The sequence below is a fragment of the Sphingobacterium sp. UBA7249 genome (assembly GCF_002472835.1).
GTDB classification, from domain to species: Bacteria; Bacteroidota; Bacteroidia; order Sphingobacteriales; family Sphingobacteriaceae; genus Sphingobacterium; species Sphingobacterium prati.
This window is the reverse complement of the sequence record NZ_DKST01000007.1, coordinates 185,077-208,340: the sequence shown is the minus strand read 5'-3', so window position 1 is coordinate 208,340 and position 23,264 is coordinate 185,077. Positions and strand designations below refer to the sequence as shown.

The following is a 23,264-nucleotide window of genomic DNA, read 5'->3' as shown; positions in this document are numbered from 1 at the left end:
TCCAATAGATTTAGCTTTGTGTATCAAGCTAAATTTCTCTATGTTTGTTTTACAAAAAGCTTCAATATATGAACATAGTCCCTCTACAGCAAGTAGGACGTTGGGCAGCGATAGCGCTGATCGGACTTACTGTACTCTCCTGTAAAAAGGATCATCCTGAGCCCGAACCGGAGCCGGAACCGACTGACCGCACCGAAGGTCAGCTTATCAAAGACGATATTTATAAATATTATAAGCTTTATTCCGTATGGGCGGATGGATCTATTCCAGATTATTTAAAAAATCCAGCGGAGTACACCGATCAATATGGATCGGCCAGTAATGTGCTCGATGCACTCAAGAGGCTTACACCCGTTCATGTTGGGGCAGGCTATTCCGGGGTCTTTGACCGCTTTTCCTTTATGGAAGGGATCAACGGTTACAATATCTCTGGTCAGGCCAGTACAAAGATGGATAACAACGAGGGTTATGGAATCTCTGTGCAATGGTTTTCGATAGATAGCAAGATTGCACGACCTTACATTTCTTTTGTCGAAGGCGGATCCCCTGCGCAAGAGGCAGGGTTTAAACGGGCCGATATTATCACATCTGTCAATAATGACACGGAAAATTATTCAGTAGAAGTCAGCTGTCCAGACGAAGGCGGGACCTGCGAAGTGAAAGACCCTGCGGCGTATAGCCGATTAAGGGGTAAGATCAATTCGGCATTGGATGCGGCAAGTCTTACGCTTCAAGTGAAACGTGCGGATAATAAGGTTTTTGAAAAACCAATGAGCTATAATAATTCCTATGTGATCAATCCCATCTACAAGGATACGGTATATACCTATAGCGGCAACAACATTGGTTATTTGGCCCTTTCTTCCTTTGAAGAGATTGAAAATAACAACCAAAATCAGAAAAATATCAATGCCGCCTTTGCTGCTTATGAGACCAAACAGATCAAAAGCCTAATTGTTGATCTGCGGTACAATGGTGGTGGGTATGTGGATGCTGCTATTTATGTCGCGGATAAGATCGGCGGAGCCAAGACCAAAGGGAAGCTGATGCTGACTTACGAAATGAATAAGTATATGCAGTCCGATGCAGCAAAAAATCTCAGGGATCAATTGCATATGTATGATACCTACTTTGAGGGGCTCAGTACGCTAAATCTCAATAAAGTCTATTTCTTGGTGAGTGAGGAGACCGCCTCTGCAGCCGAGATGCTGATCAATGTGCTTACACCACACCTTCCCGTGCAGATCATTGCCACCGAATCACGGACCTATGGCAAACCCGTTGGTTTTTTTGAGCAGAAAGTTCAGAATAAAGTATCCTATTGGCCAGCTTCATTTATCCTGAAGAATTCACGGGGAAATCTTGGCGAAAAATATAACAAGGGCACTGACCGAGACCTGCGTGATTACTGGGACGGCCTTGTTCCTGATCAGTCTGGTGTCGGTGATGATGTGTCAGCCGGTGTGGGTGATCCTAAGGAAAGCATGCTGGCAACAGCCCTAGCTGATGCTGCGCCGACAAGCGGAACACGGGCAGCATTACGAAGTATTTCTTCCCGAACGATCCAAACAGTGGAGCAAGGCAAAATGCGTACCAGGCCTGAGCGTGGTATGATCAAGACAAAGAGCAGATAAAGTTCAAAGCATTAAAAAAGGTCAGCAGATAACAAGATATCTACTGACCTTTTTTAATAAAGGCACTTTATACAAACCAAGCTTGCGAGCCCGGGATGATATTACGCGCTAGCAAATATAAATGAATGGCACAGCTCAGCTGCGGCAGCATCCGGCAAACACTGTAAATAACCTACTTGCACTTCGCCAACAATTTTTTCCAGGATAGTATTCATCCCCGAAAAAAGGTCTTTATTCCACCGGATAGCGGTACAGCTCGGGAGCACCGCAATAAAGCCCTTGAGGTCAGGCTGCCAAGTAAATGTATTGGTAGGAGCCTGTTGTAGCCTGACAAAAGCTTTGAGCGGCAGTCGTTCATTTTTATAACAAGGCGTTTTGCCGCTCCAAGGCGTTCCATAGATAAATATACCATCACTTGTTATGCGGACAGCCGGATTATCATCATTTAACAGTACCGTGTTGGGAATATGAGTTTGCCAAAGTCTGCTGTGCGTGCTTTTTCCAGTTCCACTTTTACCTAAAAAAGCAACCCCCTTTCCTTGATGGTTGACTACAGAGGCATGGATCATAATCGTATCATGCGAAAGACTGGCCTGACCAAATATCATCATCGACATCCAGGTAATCACAGCGCTCTGTTCATCCGCTGAGCTATCAGGGACATAGATCGTAGATTCGTCAAAGTTGCGGTTACTGTACTGGTACCATGTCCCATTGCCCTTCTCATTTATAATGGTCGTAATAAATGTATCCCCCTTTTCATAAAAGCGAAACCGATCACCCCAGGCAATAGAGTCATCCGTTCGTAATACACCCATGTCAGCTTTTGCTGGAGCCTCTTCCACACTGATATTAATGACAATGTCAGCTTTATCATCCGTCGTATGGATTTGAAAATCCCGAAAGGAGAGGAGGATCGTATGGAGAGGGATATTCGTTGGATGGTTAAAATCCAAGATTAAATCTGCGATACGGTAGCGGGTTTGAGCAAACTCAGGTGATTTCGTTATATTCATGGTTCAGTTCATATTTTAACTTATTACTTCGACCTTCTTTAATCGAGGTAGATGCGATGCTGGCATTTATCCGCCAGGTTCAAGTCGTGTGTTACAAAAAGACATATTTTATGCTTTCCGTACTCCAGCAGGCGTTGTGTTAAGGTATCCGAAGTTGTCCGGTCCAGGGCCGAGGTGACTTCATCAAAGAGCCAGATATCACCATCATGCATCAGCGCACGCGCAATAGCGATACGTTGGGCTTGCCCCTCCGATAGGCCCATTCCCGATTCGCCCACTAAAGTATCCACACCATCTGGAAAATCATATACAAATTCCGCACAGGCCAGCCAGAGCGCCTTATCTATTTCCATTGGTCCATCATCTTTGACATGGAGCATGAGGTTTTCCCGTATTGTTCCACTAAAGAGCGAATTGCCCTGTGGAATATACGCAAAGTTGATGCGGTGTTTTGCTTCCAATGCCCTTTCGCCATCTTTGTCAACCAGTGTGATATCCCCTTTTTCAGCTTTAAGCAACGCCAGCAATAGACGGATCAACGTTGTTTTTCCCTTTCCGCTGGGGCCGATAATTGCTGTTGACTCGCCGACTTTTAGCGAAAGGTTCAACTGCTGCAATACCCATTTATCTTCGTAGCGAAAGGACAGGTTGCTGATACGCAGTTCCTCGGTACCATTCAGTCGTTGCTGCGCTACCTGAGGTTCAACTTCACCCTCCTGTAATTCTAAGAGGCGATCAGCAGAAACCCGAAAGCGGACGAAGCCAGGGATATAGCCGATCAAGGCGAGAATTGGGCTCTGAATGCGCGCCACCAATTGCAAAAAAGCCGTCATTGTTCCGAAGGTAATCTGCCCGGATTGTAGCCGATAGACCCCCCAGATAAATGCGACCAAATAACCCGCGTTCATGGCCACTTTCATCGCTCCCTGTGTATAAGTTGAAAAATTGATCTGACGCATTTTCAGCATAAAGAGCTGCTGCTGCGTTTCGGTCAACTTTGCACGCCTTTTGGGGAAAACGCCCATGGCACGTATCAGGAGACGAAAGCGAAGATTTTCCTGTAGCACCTTTGAGAAATTACTTTCCTCCTCTTTCACCTCCCTGCTGAGTTTGCGCATTTTACGGAAGTAAATCTTTGAAAAGACAAAAAGGGGTGAGATGGCCAGGATCATCAGAGCCAGCATGGGGTCCATATACCACAAAAAACCCACAGAAGCCAATAGTTGGATAATGGTCAATACAAAGGAAATCACCGTACTGGCGATGGTATTGGCCACTTCTTCACAGTCGGTCTGAATCCGGATCTGAATATCACCTGTATGCCAGTTTTTGATCAGCCGCCATATGGATAGCATCTGTGCGTCGAGCATATGACGTTGCAATTGCAGCGTCAGCATCAGCTTCACGCGTTCGAGTAGACGCCCCGAATAGCCCTTGATGGCCACATTGAGCGTAATGCTACCTACAATGCCAATTAACAGCCATTTGAGCGGCAATTCCCCGGGAGAGGTGGCTACGTCAACTGCTTTTTTGGATAGGTATACAAACACGAGGGAAAGCGCTATGCACATCAGTTCCAATACAAAGTATAGGAACAATCTGCCGCGATAGCCTTCGCTGATTGACCATGCCCAGCGCGCATGCTGTTTCAGACTGTTGTTGTTCATTCAGATTGATAATGGAAAGGTTATTTTTCCAATAAGCCTTGTTTTTCAAAGTCCGAAAGTAAGACTTTAGCATCGGATTGCGCTTGTGCTGCATCTACCTCATAGTTATCACAGAGCAGTTCGACGATTGTTGTTTGATCAAACTCCCTTCCTTTTAACTCTTCCCACAGCCATGCGGCAGAACTATTCAGGGTATACACGGTGGATAGATCCACCATATCCTGACTAGGGTCAACAATTAAATGATCTGAACCAATTGTTCTCAATACTAAATCCGATCTCAATTTCATATGTAAATTATCTGTTTTTAATGGTCATATTAGGTATCCATTTATATTTAATTCGCTTGAGCTATTTGGATACGTTATATGTTAGGATTAAATAGAATAAATAAAATCAAAGTTAATAATTATTTTTCATCGGCATAATTGTTTTAGTGCTGTACAATGCGTTTCAATTTTGCAACAATCCGACGGAGCAGCCGAATATGATACCATGCTAAGCCCCGGAATCTTGCCCAGCCGTGATTTAAATCAATTTCCTTTACTGCATGCTGTGGATAAAGAATCGAAGCCACAGCGATAATATCTACAGCGTAAATAAATTCCCTTAATACCAGATTACCATCACCAGCCAGGACGATCCGTCCTTTTTTTTGCCCAACATACCGGTGAAAAACATACTTTCCCGCATGTTTGGCCAATAGATTACTACCTATTTGCAAAGGTCCGCCCCGATAAGCCTGTAACAGGATACTATCGCCATCCTGAATAAAAGGGCGCATACTTCCGCCTTTAATCCGGATACGAACCTCCTTGCCTTCATCCAGCATACGCTGCACCTCTACAAAATATAGGTCATTGGAGATGATTCGCGTACCATTGTCTTTCGAATGTTCAGCCATATCCTATTGGTTGGGTTGAACAAAATACTCAACCACCGGTTGCAGATAGGTATCCTTTAATATGACCTTCTTGTTTTCATCCAGAAGATATATTGTTGGCGAGGCCTTGAGGTCGTATAAATTGAACGATAGGATCTTGCTATCACTGTCAAATCCATTGATCCATTGATCCGACAATTCTGATTGATAATCTTTCCATCTGCTGCGGTCCCCCCAGGGGTCAATGGCCAGTACCTGTACCTGTCGCTGGGCGAATAGCTGTAGCAATTGCGGTGTATCACGGAGTTGGTGGATCGTTTCTTTGCAATGCGAGCAATCCGGATCATAGAAGATCAAGAACGTATATTTCGCTTTCGTCTGTGATAGCTTTTGTTTTGCCCCACTGGCCAGTTCGTAGTTGAAATCCTCCGCAGGTTGCCCTACTTTATTACGTCGTACCAGCTTGTATATTGGCCGATAAGCCTCTTTTTCCAGATCCGACAGCAGATCCGTTTTGATTAGATGGCGCAGCACCGACTCATAGATACTATCATTGCGCATCGGCGAATTACCATCATAGAGGTAGTGTTCGTATAGTTGAACAAAGTGGTCAAAACTTGGTCTATTAGATTTGGCTTTGTCCAGCATCAGGTCCACAGCCTTGTCCCGCATTGCTGAATCAGGTGTTTTTGATAGTAGCCCGATAAAATCAGCAAGTTTTTGTTCGCCAATATCCGGGCTCTTCACTTGTGCGCTGTCTTTCATGTCAAACTTATCCCAGAAATGCAACAAGCTACTGTCTGCAGTATTTAGCGTAGCTGCCTTTTGCTGCATTGTTTCGTTACTTTCCTTTTTTGATTTATTATTTCCATTGCAAGCCCATAGCAAGCCTACGATCAGGCCCATCGGCAACCAAAAACCAAGAGTTGAACTTTTCATTCTAATTTAATGCTTAACTTTGCTAAGTTAATAAAACTTTCAGGATTCCATCCGCAGAATCATATACGAGATGGAATTGTTGCCGCTTGTTTACTAGACCAGCCTATTAAATTCATGGTGCTTAATAGAATAAGGTGTAAAGCGTAGCAAAAGAAAGCTCTTTTACGTTAGAAAGCTAGATAGTGACAGACTTAATCAAGGAGTAAAGTTTTATTTCCTGCGCGTTTAAAGCTTCCAGTGTAAATTTTTAAACGATTTAATTAAATAGTTTTACTAATTTTGCGCCAAATGCCAATATATCGAATGAAAAAAATAATTTTATGGTTTTGCATGATCGGATTTGTGGGTTCAGTATACGCACAGACCAATCCTGCCAATATCAAAGTGGATAATCTGACTGATGCCCAAATCGAGCAATATGTCAAACAGGCTGCTTTAATGGGCTATGACGAAAGCCAATTGGATGGATTTGCCCGTGCGCAAGGGGTATCTGCCGTCGAAGTGCAAAAACTAAAAGATCGTTTGGCGAAAATTAAACGCAAGAAGCAACAACCCGATCAAACACAGGGGAATGATAACAATAGCGCTACTTCAAGTCGAACGAGAGGACGTCAAGTAGGTGGAACAAACAATACCGATTCCTTACAGAATAAACGGACCAATAATCAAGACTCCGTTCAGCAAGACGATGGAAAATTAAAGATTTTTGGTGCAGATCTGTTTAAAAATAATAGCATTACTTTTGAGCCCAACCTTCGGATGGCGACACCGAGTTCTTATATCATTGGTCCAGATGATGAGATCTTATTGGATATCACGGGGGATAATGAGGCGTCCTATACATTGCCTGTGAGCCCAGATGGGATGATCAAAGTCGAGTATGTCGGCCAGATTAGCGTTGCAGGCCTATCCATTGCAGCAGCAAAAAGTAAGATTGAACAACATTTGAGTGGCACCTATCCAGCGATCCGTTCGGGAAGGACTAGCGTGAGCGTCACAATTGGTAATATCCGTACGATTCGCGTTACGCTGACCGGAGCTGTTACCAAACCAGGTACCTATAGCCTTCCATCTTTGGCTACAGTGTTCAATGCACTCTATGCTTCTGGCGGTCCCAATAAAAATGGTACCTACCGTCAGATTCAGGTAATTCGCGGCAATCGTGTCGTCAGTACAATTGATGTGTATGATTTCCTGGCCAATGGTATACAACAAGGCAATATACGTTTACAAGATCAAGATATTATTCATATACCTGTATACGGTGCGCGTGTACAGTTTGAAGGAGAAGTAAAACGACCGGCTATTTTTGAGACCGTAGCAGGCGAATCCTTATCCGATATCTTGCGCTATGCGGGTGACTTTACGGAGAATGCCTATACGGCTAAGATTAAGGTATTGCAGACGACAGGCCGTGAACGCAGTGTTCAAGATGTTTATGCTGATCAATTTGCCAATTATACGCCAAAAGGCGGTGATCAATATATTGTCGCACCGATATTAGAACGTTATGCCAATCGGGTATCTGTCCTGGGTGCGGTATTCCGCCCGGGTATATTCGGGCTGGAGCCCGGTTTGACCTTAAAGCAAGTGCTTGAAATGGCCGATGGCGTACGTGAAGATGCCTTTTTAGAACGTGGTATCATCAATCGCCTCAAGGCGGATAATACATCCGAGTTGATTAACTTCAATGTACGTGAAGTACTCGCTGGCACAGCTGCTGACATTCCATTGAAACGTGAAGACAAGATCGAGATCGCCTCTATTTTTGATTTGCGTGACGAATATAAATTTACCGTTCAGGGTGAAGTACGTTTTCCAGGTGACCTGCCTTTTGCGAGTAATGCGACTTTGGGTGATGTGATCCAAAAGGCGGGCGGATTGACCGAAGCGGCTAAAAATGCTCGTGTGGAGATTGCCCGGAGGCTTGCTCATCGTAATGCTGGAGATCACAACTCTTCACAAACCATTTTAGTTGATATTAAAGATGGCATGCTGACTGATCCGACGATTGCTTTACAGCCTTATGATGTGATTTCAGTGTTAGGCGATGCCGGTTTCCGTACGCAGCGTCAGGTGACTATCGAAGGGGAAGTATTGTATCCTGGTGTTTATACCATCTCAAGGGAGGACGAACGCATTTCCGATATCATTAAGCGCGCTGGTGGTTTGACTACTTATGCTTATACAGAAGGTGCCTCCTTAAGACGTACCGGTATGTCTAAATTAAAAGCAGAGGAAAAGAAAGAAAAGGAGCGCCTGAGAAAAGAATTAGAAAAGGACAGTTTAGACGACAACAACGGAAATACGAGCGATCAAAATAAAGAAAACGAGGAAGAGGACGCAAACAGCTCTAAAGCAAAAAATAAAGCACTTGCCAAAGTATCACAACAGGGCATGTCTGCTGATGATATTGAGCCCAGTGATCTAGTTGGTATAGAATTGAATAAAATTTTGGAGAAACCTTACGAAAAAGGCGACTTGCTTGTTTTAGATGGTGATATTATCAACGTGCCAAAAGAACTGGAAACGGTGAAAGTCGCAGGGGAAGTTTTGAATCCAAACAATGTGGTCTATGTCAAAGGTAAAAACCTGAAATATTATATCAATCAAGCGGGTGGGTTTACAGACAATGCCTTGAAAAAACGTGTCTTTGTTCAATATGCCAATGGCGCTGTCAAAGGAAAAGATGGCGGTTATCCTGATGTTAAGCCAGGAGCTGAGATTGTTGTTCCAAAAAGAGCACCAAGAGAAAAGTTAAGTTCGCAAGCATGGATTGGAATTGGTACTGGAATAGCATCGACTTTGGCTATTATTGTTAGTTTATTTAAGTAGGATATGGCGCAGACGAAGAATAGGCAAGATATAGCTTTAAAGGAATTCGTGTTAAAAATTCGAGATTGGTTTAAGTATTTGCTTTCCAAATGGTATGTATTCGTTATTGCAGGTGTTTTAGGGACTATTATAGGCTTCTTCTATGCAGGGGCTAAAAAGCCGACCTACACAGCTACTACAACTTTTGTTCTGGAGACAGGTGATCAGGCAGGTGGAATGGCACAATATGCTGGTATGGCAGCTCTTGTCGGCATAGATTTGGGCGGTAAGGGTGATGGCATATTTCAAGGAGATAACTTATTGGAATTATACAAATCTCGGAAAATGATAGAAGCGGCATTGTTAATTCCATCAAAAACTGACACTTCTAAGCTGCTCATTGACTCTTATTTGCAGTTAACTAACGCTAGAGATCTTTGGATGGAAAAAAGTCCAGCGTTACTGAAAATAGATTTTAGACATCGGCATGATCCACTATTGGACAGAAGCCGTGATAGCATCATTCAAAGAGCGGTCAGCGACATTAACAAAAACAATCTAGTTGTCGGTAAGCTGGATAAAAAGTTGTCCATAATTAAAGTGGACGTGAAATCAATAGACGAAGTTTTTTCAAAGGAATTTAATGAAGCTATTGTTGATCAGGTCAATACTTTTTATATTAAAACCAAGACAAAAAAATCGTTGGATAATATTGATATATTACAACATAAAACAGACTCAGTTCGTGCTGTAATGAATGGTAGCATTAGCGTTGCAGCGTCGGTTGCAGATGCAACACCTAATTTGAATCCTACTCGACAGGCCCAGCGATTAATTCCGACGCAGCGTTCTCAATTTTCAGCAGAAACTAATAAAGCTATTCTTGGACAATTGGTACAAAATCTTGAAATGTCTAAGATGGCTTTAATGAAAGAAGCACCTTTAATTCAAGTTGTTGATAACCCTGTGTTTCCGTTGCAGAAAAACGGGTTGAGTAGACTTATAGGCGGAATAATAGGAGGTATTTTGCTCCTAACCATTGCATTTATTAGCTTGATTTTTACAAAATTATTTAAAGATATATTTAACGAGGCAGGGTAGTACATAATTGCTTTTCCGATTTGGAAAGGTTCTATGAAAAGCTCTATTTATAAAAAAAGATATGGTTAACTACGACTATTTAATTGTTGGTGCAGGTTTATTTGGAGCCGTTTTTGCGCATGAGATGCACAAGAAAGGTAAAAAATGCTTAGTTATTGACAAAAGAAGTCATTCAGGAGGTAATGTATTTTGCGAAAATATAGAAGGCATTAATGTACATAAATACGGCGCCCATATTTTTCATACGAATGATAAAGATATTTGGGATTATGTAAACTCATTTGTTGAATTTAATAGATATACAAATAGTCCAATGGCCAACTATAATGGTGAATTATTTAATTTACCATTTAATATGAATACATTTTATCAACTTTGGGGAGTTAAGACTCCGAAAGAGGCACAGGAAAAAATTAAAGAGCAGGTTGAAAAATTAAATATAAAGAAGCCAACGAATCTTGAAGAACAAGCCTTGTCATTAGTTGGTTCAGATATTTATGAAAAGCTTATTAAAGGTTATACTGAAAAGCAATGGGGAAGGAAAGCTACTGAATTACCAGCGTTTATCATTAAAAGATTACCTGTCAGGTTTACTTATGATAATAATTATTTTAATGATAAATATCAAGGCATTCCCATAGGAGGTTATAATAAATTAATAGATGCGCTTTTGGAGGGGGTAGAAGTCAGGCTTAATAGTGATTTTTTTAAAAACAGAATGGAATGGATGGCTATTGCAAAAAAAATAGTTTTCTCAGGGAAGATAGACGAATTTTATGATTTTAAGTATGGTAATCTTGAATATAGAAGCCTACGTTTTGAACATAGTATCCTGAATGAAGAAAATTACCAAGGAAACGCTGTGGTTAATTATACCGCTTTCGATGTTCCATATACGAGAATTATCGAGCATAAGCACTTTGAGTTTGGTAAGCAAGTGAAGACAGTCATAACAAAAGAATATCCAGATAAGTATGACGACGGGAAGGAAGCATATTATCCTGTGAACGATGAAAAGAATATGGAGCTTTTCAAAAAATATAGTACACTCGCAAAGGCGGAACGCAATGTGATATTCGGGGGAAGGTTAGCAGAATATAGGTATTATGATATGCATCAGGTAATTGCGACTGCGTTAAAAGTAACTAGAGAATGTTAGATATTAGGAAAAACACAAAAGTTTTCGTTTACTGTCCTGCTCAGGTCGTTACCGGTGGTGCCGAGCTTTTACATCAGTTAGTGGATTTATTAAACAAGCAAGGACTTAATGCCTTTATTGTTTACTATGGAGACAAGGGAAGTCAAGTACCGTTAGCTTATAATAATTATAATATAAAGGTGGCTGATTCGGTAGAAGATAATGAAGAAAATGTGGTTGTCTTTTACGAGGCTGTTTTCGACAAGATTAAGGCTATAAAAAAAGCGCAAGTTTTTTTATGGTGGCTTAGCGTAGACAACTTCTTTATTTTTGGCACAAACTTTATTAATATAGCTGACCTTTGTAGATTTAATTTGTCTTTTGGCCTAAAAATAGCGTTGTCGAGATGTTATCAACTTATTTTTAAAGGGCGGAATCTTTTCAGAAATACCTTTTCAATCAAATGGCTTCGAAATTTGGATGCTGTAAACGCTTACCAATCAGAATATGCCCAAAATTTCTTAATTAATAATGGATTTAAATTGACTACTCCATTAAGTGATTATATCAATACAGATTTTTATACAGGATTCTCGACGAAGAACAGAAGCAACATGGTGCTATACAATCCCAAAAAAGGATTTGAATTTACGAAACGATTAATCTCCAATGCAAAACACCTTAATTGGGTTCCTTTAGAAAATATGACGCGGGAGCAACTCGTTGCCGTTTTTAATGAGAGTAAATTATATGTGGATTTTGGCTACCATCCCGGGAAAGATCGGTTGCCACGCGAGGTTGCTTTAAATGGCTGTTGTGTTATTACTGGAATGCGCGGATCTGCACGTTTTTTTGAGGATGTACCGCTCGCGAACGAATTTAAATTTGATGAAAATAAATCATCCATTGACTCTATTTCAAGGAGAATAGAAGAAGTATTGGCGAATTATGAAGAACTAGTCCCAAAGTATGATTATTACCGTGCACAAATTCTCAGTGAAAAGGAAATATTTGAGGAACAGGTTAAGCAAATATTTAAAGTGAATTCCTAAAAATGAAGCGTTTTCTATTTTATATTGGCCAATTACTTAATTTTTTTTTCAAAGATGTCACTACTTTAATTGGTAGGTGTACTCGAGTTATTTATTCGGGATACGTTTCGAAGAAATTTAAAACGTTCAGTTTTGGGTCTATTGTGGAGTATCCACTATATGTTACCGGGGGTAAAAATATCGAAATTGGCAAAGATGTACACCTAGGACAACGACTTCGTATTGAAACCTTTGAGGAATATCGAGGCACGCATTTTAAACCACGTATCAAAATAGGAGATGCGGTAGGAATAAATCATGATTGTCATATCGGAGCGATTGAATCGATAGAAATTGGGAACAACGTACTAATAGCGAGCAAAGTGTATATTTCAGATCATTCTCATGGTAGTACAGGTCTTAACGATTTGGAGTTGCCACCTGTTTGTCGGCCATTGGTTACAAAAGGCAAAATTATTATTGAAGAAGACGTATGGATAGGTGAAGGAGCAGCGATATTACCCGGAGTTAAAATTGGTAAAGGCGCTATCATTGGAGCAAATGCAGTTGTTACTAAAGATGTTGCTCCTTATACAGTTGTTGGTGGTGTCCCTGCTAGAATCATTAAACAGCTAATATGAAGAAAAAGAAACTTAATATAACTTCTTTGTTTTATTTGGATGAGAGTATTTTGAATAAAGATTTTTTTTTGGTGCCTTTCTTTTTAGCAAAGCGTCTAAATGCTGATTTCAATTTTATCTATCCGCAAAATAAAAACAATGAGAGTTATCCTCCAGTCCATCGTGGGGCTAATTTAATTCCAATTAAATCGGATAGCGAGTTTACTTTTTCTTTATGGAAAGAGCGACAATCTATCTATTATATATTGAAAAATGCCCGTAAAATAGACATCTTGTTTTTGGTTTGGCTGGATCCCCGGAGTATACTTCTTTCATTTCTTTATAAAATACTAAATAGAAAGGGATATTGTATTGTTAAGGGAGATATGGATGCAAATGAATTAAATGCCGTAACTTCTAATAATATCCTTTCCAGAATGAAACAAAATCTTAAGAATAAGCTTCTGAAATCAATTGATCTATTGCTCTGTGAGACTTTAGATAGCTTAAACATAATAAAAGATGGTATTTTGGGACCTGTTTTATCTTCTAGAGTCTACCTATTGCCGAATTGTTTTGATGAAGAAAATAGACTAGAATTAGGGATTGAAGTTAAAGAAAGTTCGGAAAAGGAAAATATAGTGCTTATCGTCGGCCGGATTGGTGCTGATACCAAGAATCATTCCATGATGCTTAAGGCGTTGGATGGTATCCGGATGAATGACTGGCGTGTAATTGTTATTGGAAATGTCGCAGATCATTTCAAACAGGAGGTCGATAATTTTTATAATCAGAATCCTGATTTAAAAAACAGCGTTAGTTTTATAGGTCCTATTTATTCAAAAAAGGAATTATGGCAATACTTTAGTAAGAGTAAAGTTTTCTTGATGACTTCGGTTAAAGAAGGGTTTCCCAATGTATATCCTGAGGCTTTACGTTTTGGATGTTATATTATAAGCACCAAAGTTAGTGGGGCTATGGATATAACTGATAATGGCCATGTTGGAAAACTAATAGAAGTTGGCGATGTGAGGGCGCTAAAAGAATTTCTACAAGATGAAGTTTTTCAGAATAATATTGATTTTACAAGTTCGTATCATTCGGCGATTGAATTATCAAAAAACAAATTTTTATGGAATCCAAATATGAGCAAATTAGTGGAAGCGAAATTTACTCACATGTCGAATTTTTAACAAGAGTATGAAGGATAATGTAGTTTTTACAATTTGTGCAAAGAATTATATTGGATTGGCACAGATTCTTGGAAAATCAGTTCAAGCCCACAATGCCGATACAGATTTTCTAATTTTTGTTGCTGACGAGGTGTTTGATGAGGCGATTCTTTCCGAACTGCCATCTAATGTAATAATAGCTAAAAACATACTTGGTTTAACTGAAGATATTTGGTCTGAAATGACTTTCAAGTATGATCTGACAGAATTTTGTACATCTATTAAGCCTGCGATTTTTCTTTATTTATTAGAAAATACGCGGTATAAAAAGGTTATATATTTAGATCCTGATATTTACGTTTTTAATACCTTGGCTCCTATTTACGATCTGCTTGATCGACAGTCTATCGTTTTGACACCGCATCTAGCCAGGATTTCGGAAAATTATCGAGGTGAACTTCCTGATACAGACTTTTTGGGGAATGGAATTTTCAATCTTGGATTTTGTGGGGTTCGAAATGATGCTGTAGCAAAAAAGATGTGTGGCTGGTGGCATAGCAAGCTTTTAAAAAACTGTTTTATCGACCCTTATTTAAATACTTTTACCGACCAAAAGTGGATGGATTATTTGCCTGCATTTTTTACTTCGGAAGAATTGATCATTACTCACCATCTCGGTTTGAACATTGCGCCATGGAATTTTTTTGAACGTAAAATAATTCTGGAGGATGGAAAGCTAATGGTTCGTGCTCGCGAACAAGATGATGATCAGATATATCCGGTTATATTTGTTCATTATTCAGGATATAATTATACAGCGCTTAAAGAAGGAAAAGTGATCCAGAATAACGTTTCCGCATTAAATGATTATGAAGATGTAAAACTCTTGACCGACCTTTACGCAAAATTTATACAAGAAAACCGTGCGGTTTTCGATCATTTTATCAGCTTGGATTATTCTTACAATAGCTTTGAAAATGGTATAAGCATAACTAATTTTCATCGACGGATTTATAGGTCGCTGAATAATAAGGGTGAAAGGATTTCAAATCCTTTCGAGTGCGGGGGGCATTCTTTCTTTGCACGGTTGAAAAAAGCAGGTATGGTTCGTCAGACATCAGTAAATATTGATAAAGTAGATAAATCTAACTTGAAAGGTGTTGGTGCCAAATTGAAAGTATTCAATCGACTTATGAGGCTTTTGTATCGTTTGATAGGTTTCGAGAGATATTCGCTTATTATCAAGCTTTTGCGTCCTTACAGCCGTTATGAATCTCAAATCCATTTAGTAGATAAAAGATACGATACGGACAATATTTAAAATTAAAAATTATATGTTTTGAGCGCAATTATAAAAGAAAGTTTAAAAACATCAGGTGTAAATTATATTGGGATAATTTTAGGCGCGCTATTTACATTATATCTTACACCTAAATATTTTCCAACTGAGGTGAATGGATTATATCGTCTATTGCTGGAATATTCAGCAATAGCAGCCGTTTATTTTCATTTTGGAATGCCTTCCATTATTAATAAGTATTACCACCGAGTTAATTACGAAGGAAGAGTTAACAAAGGGTTTGATTTTTTTGTATTTGTGTGCCCCTTGGTCGTTATTTCTGTGTTTGCTATATTCCTTTATTTCTTCAAGCCGCATTTTGTGAACTTAATAGGCTCGGATAAGGATTATCAGATGATAGATAACTATATTTTCTTCCTGGTGCCACTTATATTGTGCAACGTATATTTTTTCATTTTTGAAGGATATTCGGCTATGCTTGGGAATATAACAGTTATTAACTTCTTTAAGAATATTGTGCTTAAGATTTTTAATATACTATCTGTTATCCTTTATTTTTATACTCGGGATTTTAAGTTTGTAATGCTCTTGGTAACAGTGGGGTATCTCCTAAGTATAATATGTGTATATATCTATGTTCTTAAACTAAAAAAATATATTATAGACCTAAGGCCAAGTCTGGCATTTTTAAAAGAAAATGGATTGCTGCGTGACTTTGTCAAATTTTTACTATTTCTATCACTGAGTAACTTTAGTTTTTTCCTACTCTCAAAAGTAGATGTCTTCTTTGTCGGAAAGTTTACAGATTTATCTAATTTGGCATATTATACGACAGCAACATATTTTGTTACGTTATTACTTGTACCCTATTCGGCAGTATTAAATATATCTTTCCCTAAAATTGCCAAGACCTATGTTGATGGTAATATCGAAGAATTAAGGACTCTTATTGCTAATAATTCGGTATACGGATTAGTGTTGGCAGCATATATATTTGTCGTCATTTGGAGTAATCTGGATACCATTTATTCACTAATACCAAATGGTGATTTGTATAAAGCGGGAAAATTTATATTTCTTATTTTAAGCGTAGGTAAACTAGTTGATATATCAATCGGATCTTTGGGACAGTTAATTACAATATCAAAATGGTATATGCTAACACTTTATAGTTCTATTGTTATTTCAATTATAAGTATTTTCCTTGGTTATTTTTTAACCTCGAAATATGGAATTATCGGGGCCTCATCATCCATTAGTCTATGTATTTGTCTCTCTGTCGCTTTCCAACTTTTTGTGGCGAAATATAAAATAGGTGTTTCTCCTTATTCAAAGAAGGTATTGATTTTGATTTTGCTAGTTCCTTTTATACTAGTGGGGTGTATGTTGATCGATTTGTCTATCAGCAATATGTTTGTTTCTTCATTAGTTAAAGTTATCGTGTCAACAATTTCGTATTTTTATATAATTTGTAAATTTCAAATAAGCCAGGATGTCAGTTTTATTATAGAAAAGACTTGTGCTGTCCTTCGCCAGAAATTTGGTCAATTAAAATAGAAGATGTTGATATGAATATTTACATTATCATATTTACTATTTTGAGTTTGTTTTCTCTAATTGAAAGCACAAATCTCGATCGTAGGATAACACTGTCTTTTTACTTCATATTCTGTTTCGGGTTTTATATTCTGTCATTTGTTCGATGGGAAATAGGGACAGATTGGAAGAATTATTATGATTATTTCCAATCAGTGGGAAGTATTCCATTTGAAGATGATGTTTTTGAGTGGGGATATAGTATTTTGACTCGCGCAATAGCAGGTTTTACAGATAATTATAATGTTTTTTTGTTTGCAGCAGGCCTAATCCTTTTTTCATTTCAGAGTATGGCTCTCAAAAAAATGAGTCCATATCCAATTATGTCTTTATTGTTTCTATGGTCTATACAATTTGCGAATGTTTTATTTGTAAGGCAATGGATTGCGATAGCAATTCTTATGTTTTCAGTTATTTACATTGAGAAAAGGCAGTTTATTCCGTTTATTTTACTTGTTGTTTTAGCCGCTGGATTTCATCGTACCAGCTGGATTTTCGTACTGGCATGGTGGGTTTACCAGATGAACTTTTCGAGAAAAAGGATGGTTCTGCTATTATTGGCCTCCATAGGTTTTTCAGTTGTTATAACCAAGGTCTTGGAATTTTTGAGTGGTGGTATTGGGGGAGTCGTTCAGGCAAAAATAGATACCTATCTTAGTGATGAATTTAATGATGATACAAACAGCGAGATAGGTTTGCTATCTGTTATCATTAGAGGCTTTGCTAATAAATTTCTGATTCTCTTTACGTCATTCTATCTGTACGATAGAATAATAGAGAAATATCCTCAGTTTCGTGGATACCTTAATTTGTATTGGTTTGGTGCTATTATTTATTTTAGTACGATTTCCATTTCTGTGGTCTTTGTGCGCATTTCTTATGCCTTTGATGTTTTTCAGATTATTCTGGTAGCCTATTTCTTTAAGCTTATTGAAAGTCCGTTACTGCGTTTTACGGCATTTTTGGTGCTCGTATGCTATCTTTTTTTACGTATGCGTCAGCAACTTAATGGTCCATATGCTGATGAGTTTGTTCCATTTAAATTGTTTTTTTAGTTTTGATTAAGTATTTAAAGTTATATGGTCTATTTTGTGGAGTTGAATAAGGACAATGAAGCTCATTCTTCATTAAATTATTCGATGATAAAGGTTCTTACGCTTAAATATGAGGATATAACTGTTTTTTCATCTAAGCGGCATTTCAAAGCGATTGGGTTAGATGGACATGATCTGAAGCGTGTGCTTTTTAAATCTATTCGAGTCATCGATGGTAATTGGACCAGTTGGTTTACAAAAGTATTACGGGAAAGTTTTAATGTCTATACTATCTTCCGTGCCGCAAAAAGGGAAAGCGTTCAGCTGATTTATATTTCTTCCATATTTCCAATATCACATCCCTTTTTTAAGGTCATTAAAAAGTTATTCCCTGGTATTCGCGTTATTGTTGGTCTTCATGGTGAGATGGAATTTTTAAAAGATACGAAGAGCAGAAAACTTAGGTTTTTAGGATGGTTTTTAAAAGGAGGATTTAAAATTGTAGATCAATCTGTCAAATATTTGGTTTTTGGTGCTATTATAAAAGAAAACCTTAGTGGCTACAGCGTACCAAGCCAGAGCTCCCTCTTAAGCATAGATCATCCTTATGATTACAGGACAGTCTCAATAGGGACAGAAAAGAGAAGTAATAATTTACAGCTTGGAACAATAGGAATAGGTAGCATTAATAAAAGGACACAAAATTTATTTCTATTGGCTGATTATTTCAAAGCAGAGGTTTTGTCAAATCGTCTTTCTTTTAATTTGATCGGTACCATGCTCCCTGATTTGGAGAAGTTTGTCAACTCCTATGTTCAGACAAATGGATCTAATACGATTTTATCGAAGAAGGAATTTGAACGTAAAATTTTCGATCTTCATTATAGCCTTTTTTTCTACGACAACGAATTCTATAGTTTATGTGCCAGTGGCGCATTTTTCGATGCTATCAAATTTGAGAAGCCGATTTTAGCATTAAAAAATGATTATTTCACTTATTATTTTAATAGGTTAGGGAATATAGGCTATCTATTCGATGACCTTAATGCAATGAAAAGTAAAATAAACGAAATATTGCTTGGAAACTACCAAACCGAATATCAGGAACAGGTTGAAAACTTACAAAGGGCGAAGCTGCAACTGTCAATAGAGAAAATAGCAGATGATTTTTTTAGTCAATTTAATGGTAGTAAATTTTAACCATGATTTATATTAACGGCCGATTTTTAACGCAATCCATTACAGGAGTCGGGAGATTTGCACTTGAAATAAGTAAGGCTTTGCAAAAGCAAAGCGTAGAATTTACGCTTTTAGTTCCAAAGAAGTATAAAAATAAGTTAGGAAATGATTATGGGTTGAATATTAGGTTCATTGGATCTGGTGATTCCCATATTTGGGAACAACTGTCACTTGCCTTTTTTATGTTGACTCAAAATGATGCATTGTTGATTAACTTCACAGGTTTGGGGCCGATCTTATACAAGAATAAGCTAATGACTATCCATGATCTTTCGTTTTTACACGAACCGAAATGGTTTTCTAAAGGCTATTACTATTTTTATAAATATATGACTCCTATTGCGGCACGGAATAGTAAGCATATTATCACAGTCAGTGAGTTCTCAAAAAAAGAAATTATAAAATATCTGGGGATAGCAGCCAATAAAATACAGGTAGTGTACAATGGAAATAGCTTTACTAGAAATACAAATGGTACGGTAAAGCAATCTAAAGGATTTATCTTGGGAGTTTCCTCGCTAGATCCGAGGAAAAATCACAGGCTTTTACTTCAAGCGTTTGGACAGCTTTCAAAAAAGATCGATCTTGATTTGATTTTAGTAGGAAAAGCTGAACAGCATCTTAACTTTAATATTGACATAAAAGATTTTGACGCATCTCGAGTGCGATTTACAGGTTATATTTCAGATGTCGAATTGCAGGAACTCTATGCTCAGGCGACACTTTTTATATATCCAAGTCTGTATGAAGGTTTTGGGATACCGCCATTAGAAGCTATTTATTTTAATTGTCCAGTGTTGATTGCTGATATTCCAGTCTTTCGGGAAATTTTTCAAGATTCGGCAGTCTATTTCAATCCGCAATCTAAACAGGACCTCGAAGAGCGAATACTTTTTTGCTTAGATAATCTAGATGAAATCAGGTTATCGGATATACAGCGATCTGTAATTTTGGACAAATATAAATGGACGAACAGTGTATTAAAAATTATTGAACTATTACCATGAAAATCTTACATACTGTTAAACATGCTTACCCCTCTACAGGTGGAATGGAGTCGGTTGTTAAGGATATTGTTGAGGGTGGGCATGCTGTGAGTAATGACTTTAGCTTTACTGTCTACTCCAATTCTTATACTAACGATATGCGCTTTCAGCGATTTACTCATAATGGAATTTGTTATATTAAGGAACGCACTTTTGGGCACTTTAAAAGCCAACCTCTAACCCTTTACTATAGAGAACTCGCAACATTGATAGACCAACATGACGTAATCCATCATCATTATCCCTTTCCCAATATGGAGATTAACTTGGTAAACAGAATAAATCGTCTAAAAAATAAAAAGCTCATTGTTACGTGGCATGCCAATATTGGCCAGTCAAGGTGGAAATCTTTAGAGAAGTTTTATGACCCGTTCGTGAGGAAGATACTTGATCGAGCGGATTCAATTGTTGTCACTTCGCCACAATTGATTGAGAATTCTTCATTATTACCTTCTTACGATAAAAAGATTGAAGTTATACCACTTTCCTACAATGAGCGATATGATACATGTCAAGGGCAAGTGCGCTCACTGAAAAAAGGAGCCGTTCTAAATATACTATTTGTCGGCCGGCTAAGAGCCTATAAAGGACTTTCATTTTTAATTAAAGCAATAAAAGATCTTAATGTAAAATTAAGCATTGTCGGAAACGGGGAACATGGCCGATATCTACGTGAACTGGTGAAAGAACTTCGTGTAAAAGATAAAGTAGAATTTTATGAGAATCTAGATGATGTGCAGGTGGAGCAAATGTATAACCAATCAGATCTGTTTGTATTGCCATCAATCAATGAGGCAGAGGCATTTGGAGTGGTTCAGCTCGAAGCCATGGCAAAAGGACTACCCGTAATCAATACCAATTTAAAGTCCGGAGTGCCATTCGTCTCCTTGCACCAAGTCACGGGGCTTACTGTTGAGCCGAAGAATGTCGATGCATTACGCGAGGCTATCAATTTATTAATACGTGAGCGCGATCTTTATAGCTCATTTTCCAAGAATGCGCTTGAGCGGGTAAGAGAATTTTCGAGGGAGAAATTAATAAACGCTTATTTAAATTTATATAAAAAGTAAGATTAAACAATGTTTAGGAATTAAAGCCAGTATTTTTTTATTGTATATAGACAGCGAGCGTGCTATTATAGATAATTTGAGATATAATACACAGAAGATTAAAAAAATATTTTCTTCATGTAGCGAAAATACTATGGTTAACGTTTGTTAAATAAAACTTAATATTATTATATTTGCAAAGCTTTATTTGACTAACTAAATATATTTTATGATTTATATTTTTACCCTTATATTCCTTTTCGTTTTAGAGTTTCTTTATTTAAAAATAGCAGATCGGTTTAATATCATTGACAAGCCTAATGAGCGCTCTTCACATACGAAGGTTACCATTCGGGGAGCAGGAATTATTTTTTATGTCGCTTCGATCATATATTTTTTTAGTAATGATTTTGAGTACCCTTGGTTCTTTCTAGGGCTTACGCTTTTAACCTATATTTCATTCTTAGATGATATTCGTGGGGTGCATCCAACAGCGAGATTAACAGTTCATTTAGCATCCGTATTACTCATGGTTTATGAGTTTGGTGTATTCAATTACCCATGGTATTATCTTGTGTTAGCATTTGTATTCAACATTGGTGTCATTAATGCTTATAATTTTATGGACGGTATCAACGGAATGACAGCATTTTGTACCTTAATTATGGGGGGGCTTTTACTTTACGTTAATACCAAAATAAACTATATCGAACAGGATTTCTTGATCTATACTTTGATTGGTGTAGTTGTTTTTGGATTTTTTAATTTTCGTAAGAAGGCGGTCTGTTTCGCCGGAGACGTAGGGCCAGCGGTACTCTCCTTTATGTTGTTGTTTGCCTTGGGAAAATTAATTCTAAAAACAGGTGATTTTACCTATATCCTTTTCCTTAGCGTATATGGTATTGAAATCGGCTGGTCCGTTGCGCGTCGTGTGTATCAAGGATATCATATCTTTGAGCCACATCGTACGTTTTTACTGCACATGTTAAGTAATGAAGTTGGTCATAGCAGCCTATTGGTCTCAACTGTCTATGGTCTTGTCCAATTAGTGCTTGGCGCATCGGTAATTTATATTGTACAATTTGATGCTTCCGTACAATGGTCTTTTGCTATCACAACACTTGCGGGATTGAGCGCATTTTATCTGATCGTAAAGCAGTATATCTTCAATAATTACTATATTAAGGGAGAGGAGAAGTATGCTATCCGTCACAGGCGTATTCTCAGGTTGAAAGCGCGTAGAAACACAGCGCGAAAGTTGGTTTCAGAAGTCAAATTAGCCCAGGAAGCCAAGATTATCGAAATGCCTAAAAAGGAGAAACGAGAAGATTTATTGCATACCGGAATTTGATATGATCTAAAAAACCTCTAATTTTACCTCGACTTTTAAGAGGAGTGAACATGCAGTCAGGATTAAGTTTTACAGCAATAGATTTCGAAACAGCCACAGCCAACCAAAATTCTGCCTGTGCTATCGGATTGGTGGTGGTGGAGCAGGGAATTATTGTTGATGAATTTTATTCACTGATCCAGCCTCCTCAAAACCAATACATGTGGCAGACTACCCGTGTGCATGGTATAAGGGCAAAGGATACCGCCACAGCACCTACGTTTAAAGAATTATTTCCGCGTATTTTTCCATTAATCAATAATCGTGTTATGGTCGCACATAATGAATTATTTGACCGTGGCGTTTTGCGCAAGACCATGAATTACTATAATCTCCCTTATGATAGCCTGGGTTTAATGGAGAAATGGGAATGTACTTTCAAGATCTATCAGGGGAAAGGTTTTAAGCCTGCCAGACTAAATGCTTGCTGCGAGGTATTGGGAATTGAGCTGAATCATCATGAAGCACTTTCCGATGCCCGTGCCTGTGCCAATTTATACCTCAGACATGCTGATATCCCTTCTTTGGCATGATATTTACATTGAATTTACGTAGAATGAAAGGAGGTCATCCATTGTTCTCATTATAAATTTTA

At 38.2% G+C, this 23,264-nt stretch carries 19 protein-coding genes and 1 pseudogene; 15 read left to right on the top strand and 5 right to left on the bottom strand.

The features are described 5' to 3' along the window. Window positions 1–68 precede the first annotated feature (68 nt). The gene (locus tag B4A24_RS04900) at window positions 69–1,634 is read left to right on the top strand and encodes a S41 family peptidase (RefSeq protein ID WP_293943183.1); all 1,566 of its coding nucleotides are present in this window, start codon (window positions 69–71) and stop codon (window positions 1,632–1,634) included. Between the two features lie 101 nt (window positions 1,635–1,735). Here the strand turns inward: B4A24_RS04900 and B4A24_RS04895 are convergent, their stop codons facing one another. The 5 genes from B4A24_RS04895 to B4A24_RS04875 all read right to left on the bottom strand — a co-directional run bounded on the left by B4A24_RS04895 (window position 1,736) and on the right by B4A24_RS04875 (window position 6,139). Then, window positions 1,736–2,650, bottom strand: a complete 915-nt coding sequence (locus B4A24_RS04895; RefSeq protein ID WP_293943181.1) for a hypothetical protein — start codon at window positions 2,648–2,650, stop codon at window positions 1,736–1,738. Window positions 2,651–2,688: 38 nt separating this feature from the next. Further along, the gene (locus B4A24_RS04890; RefSeq protein ID WP_293943179.1) at window positions 2,689–4,317 is read right to left on the bottom strand and encodes an ABC transporter ATP-binding protein; all 1,629 of its coding nucleotides are present in this window, start codon (window positions 4,315–4,317) and stop codon (window positions 2,689–2,691) included. Between the two features lie 20 nt (window positions 4,318–4,337). Next, the gene (locus tag B4A24_RS04885; RefSeq protein ID WP_293943177.1) at window positions 4,338–4,607 is read right to left on the bottom strand and encodes a PqqD family protein; all 270 of its coding nucleotides are present in this window, start codon (window positions 4,605–4,607) and stop codon (window positions 4,338–4,340) included. 143 nt (window positions 4,608–4,750) lie between these two features. Further along, entirely contained in the window at window positions 4,751–5,221 is a 471-nt protein-coding gene (locus B4A24_RS04880; protein WP_293943175.1) for a S24/S26 family peptidase, read from the bottom strand. A gap of 3 nt (window positions 5,222–5,224) precedes the next feature. Then, window positions 5,225–6,139, bottom strand: a complete 915-nt coding sequence (locus B4A24_RS04875) for a DUF5106 domain-containing protein (protein WP_293943173.1) — start codon at window positions 6,137–6,139, stop codon at window positions 5,225–5,227. Window positions 6,140–6,442: 303 nt separating this feature from the next. Here B4A24_RS04875 and B4A24_RS04870 point away from each other — a divergent pair, with 303 nt between their 5' ends. The 14 genes and pseudogenes from B4A24_RS04870 to B4A24_RS04805 all read left to right on the top strand — a co-directional run bounded on the left by B4A24_RS04870 (window position 6,443) and on the right by B4A24_RS04805 (window position 23,202). Then, window positions 6,443–8,974 carry an SLBB domain-containing protein gene (locus B4A24_RS04870; RefSeq protein ID WP_293943172.1) on the top strand — a complete coding sequence of 844 codons (2,532 nt, stop codon included), beginning with the start codon at window positions 6,443–6,445 and terminating at the stop codon, window positions 8,972–8,974. A 3-nt stretch (window positions 8,975–8,977) separates the two neighbouring features. Beyond that, window positions 8,978–10,054, top strand: coding sequence for a lipopolysaccharide biosynthesis protein (locus B4A24_RS04865; RefSeq protein WP_293943170.1), 1,077 nt, complete (start codon window positions 8,978–8,980; stop codon window positions 10,052–10,054). Between the two features lie 61 nt (window positions 10,055–10,115). Then, window positions 10,116–11,213: a UDP-galactopyranose mutase gene (gene glf, locus B4A24_RS04860; RefSeq protein WP_293943168.1), complete on the top strand. Its 1,098-nt coding sequence runs from the start codon at window positions 10,116–10,118 to the stop codon at window positions 11,211–11,213. Then, complete coding sequence (locus B4A24_RS04855; RefSeq protein WP_293943166.1) at window positions 11,207–12,244, top strand: hypothetical protein; 1,038 nt, start codon at window positions 11,207–11,209, stop codon at window positions 12,242–12,244. The genes glf and B4A24_RS04855 overlap by 7 nt, the downstream gene beginning before the upstream one ends. 446 nt (window positions 12,245–12,690) lie before the next feature. Further along, window positions 12,691–12,852: pseudogene (locus B4A24_RS23835) on the top strand (DapH/DapD/GlmU-related protein); the annotation flags it as partial. 8 nt (window positions 12,853–12,860) lie between these two features. Continuing rightward, on the top strand, window positions 12,861–14,036 hold the full coding sequence (locus B4A24_RS04845) for a glycosyltransferase family 4 protein (RefSeq protein ID WP_293943162.1): 1,176 nt from the start codon (window positions 12,861–12,863) through the stop codon (window positions 14,034–14,036). Between the two features lie 7 nt (window positions 14,037–14,043). Beyond that, window positions 14,044–15,336: a glycosyltransferase gene (locus B4A24_RS04840; protein ID WP_293943160.1), complete on the top strand. Its 1,293-nt coding sequence runs from the start codon at window positions 14,044–14,046 to the stop codon at window positions 15,334–15,336. 18 nt (window positions 15,337–15,354) lie between these two features. Then, a complete protein-coding gene (locus B4A24_RS04835) occupies window positions 15,355–16,872 on the top strand; it encodes a lipopolysaccharide biosynthesis protein (protein WP_293943158.1) in 1,518 nt (505 codons plus the stop codon). Window positions 16,873–16,883: 11 nt separating this feature from the next. Next, window positions 16,884–17,966, top strand: coding sequence for an EpsG family protein (locus B4A24_RS04830; RefSeq protein WP_293943156.1), 1,083 nt, complete (start codon window positions 16,884–16,886; stop codon window positions 17,964–17,966). Between the two features lie 84 nt (window positions 17,967–18,050). Continuing rightward, window positions 18,051–19,145, top strand: coding sequence for a hypothetical protein (locus B4A24_RS04825; protein WP_293943154.1), 1,095 nt, complete (start codon window positions 18,051–18,053; stop codon window positions 19,143–19,145). Between the two features lie 2 nt (window positions 19,146–19,147). Continuing rightward, on the top strand, window positions 19,148–20,191 hold the full coding sequence (locus tag B4A24_RS04820) for a glycosyltransferase family 4 protein (protein ID WP_293943152.1): 1,044 nt from the start codon (window positions 19,148–19,150) through the stop codon (window positions 20,189–20,191). Beyond that, on the top strand, window positions 20,188–21,300 hold the full coding sequence (locus B4A24_RS04815; RefSeq protein ID WP_293943150.1) for a glycosyltransferase: 1,113 nt from the start codon (window positions 20,188–20,190) through the stop codon (window positions 21,298–21,300). Before B4A24_RS04820 ends, B4A24_RS04815 begins: the two co-directional genes overlap by 4 nt. A 208-nt stretch (window positions 21,301–21,508) precedes the next feature. Further along, a complete protein-coding gene (locus B4A24_RS04810) occupies window positions 21,509–22,630 on the top strand; it encodes a UDP-GlcNAc--UDP-phosphate GlcNAc-1-phosphate transferase (RefSeq protein WP_293943148.1) in 1,122 nt (373 codons plus the stop codon). Between the two features lie 50 nt (window positions 22,631–22,680). Then, entirely contained in the window at window positions 22,681–23,202 is a 522-nt protein-coding gene (locus tag B4A24_RS04805; RefSeq protein WP_293943146.1) for a 3'-5' exonuclease, read from the top strand. Window positions 23,203–23,264 lie beyond the last annotated feature (62 nt).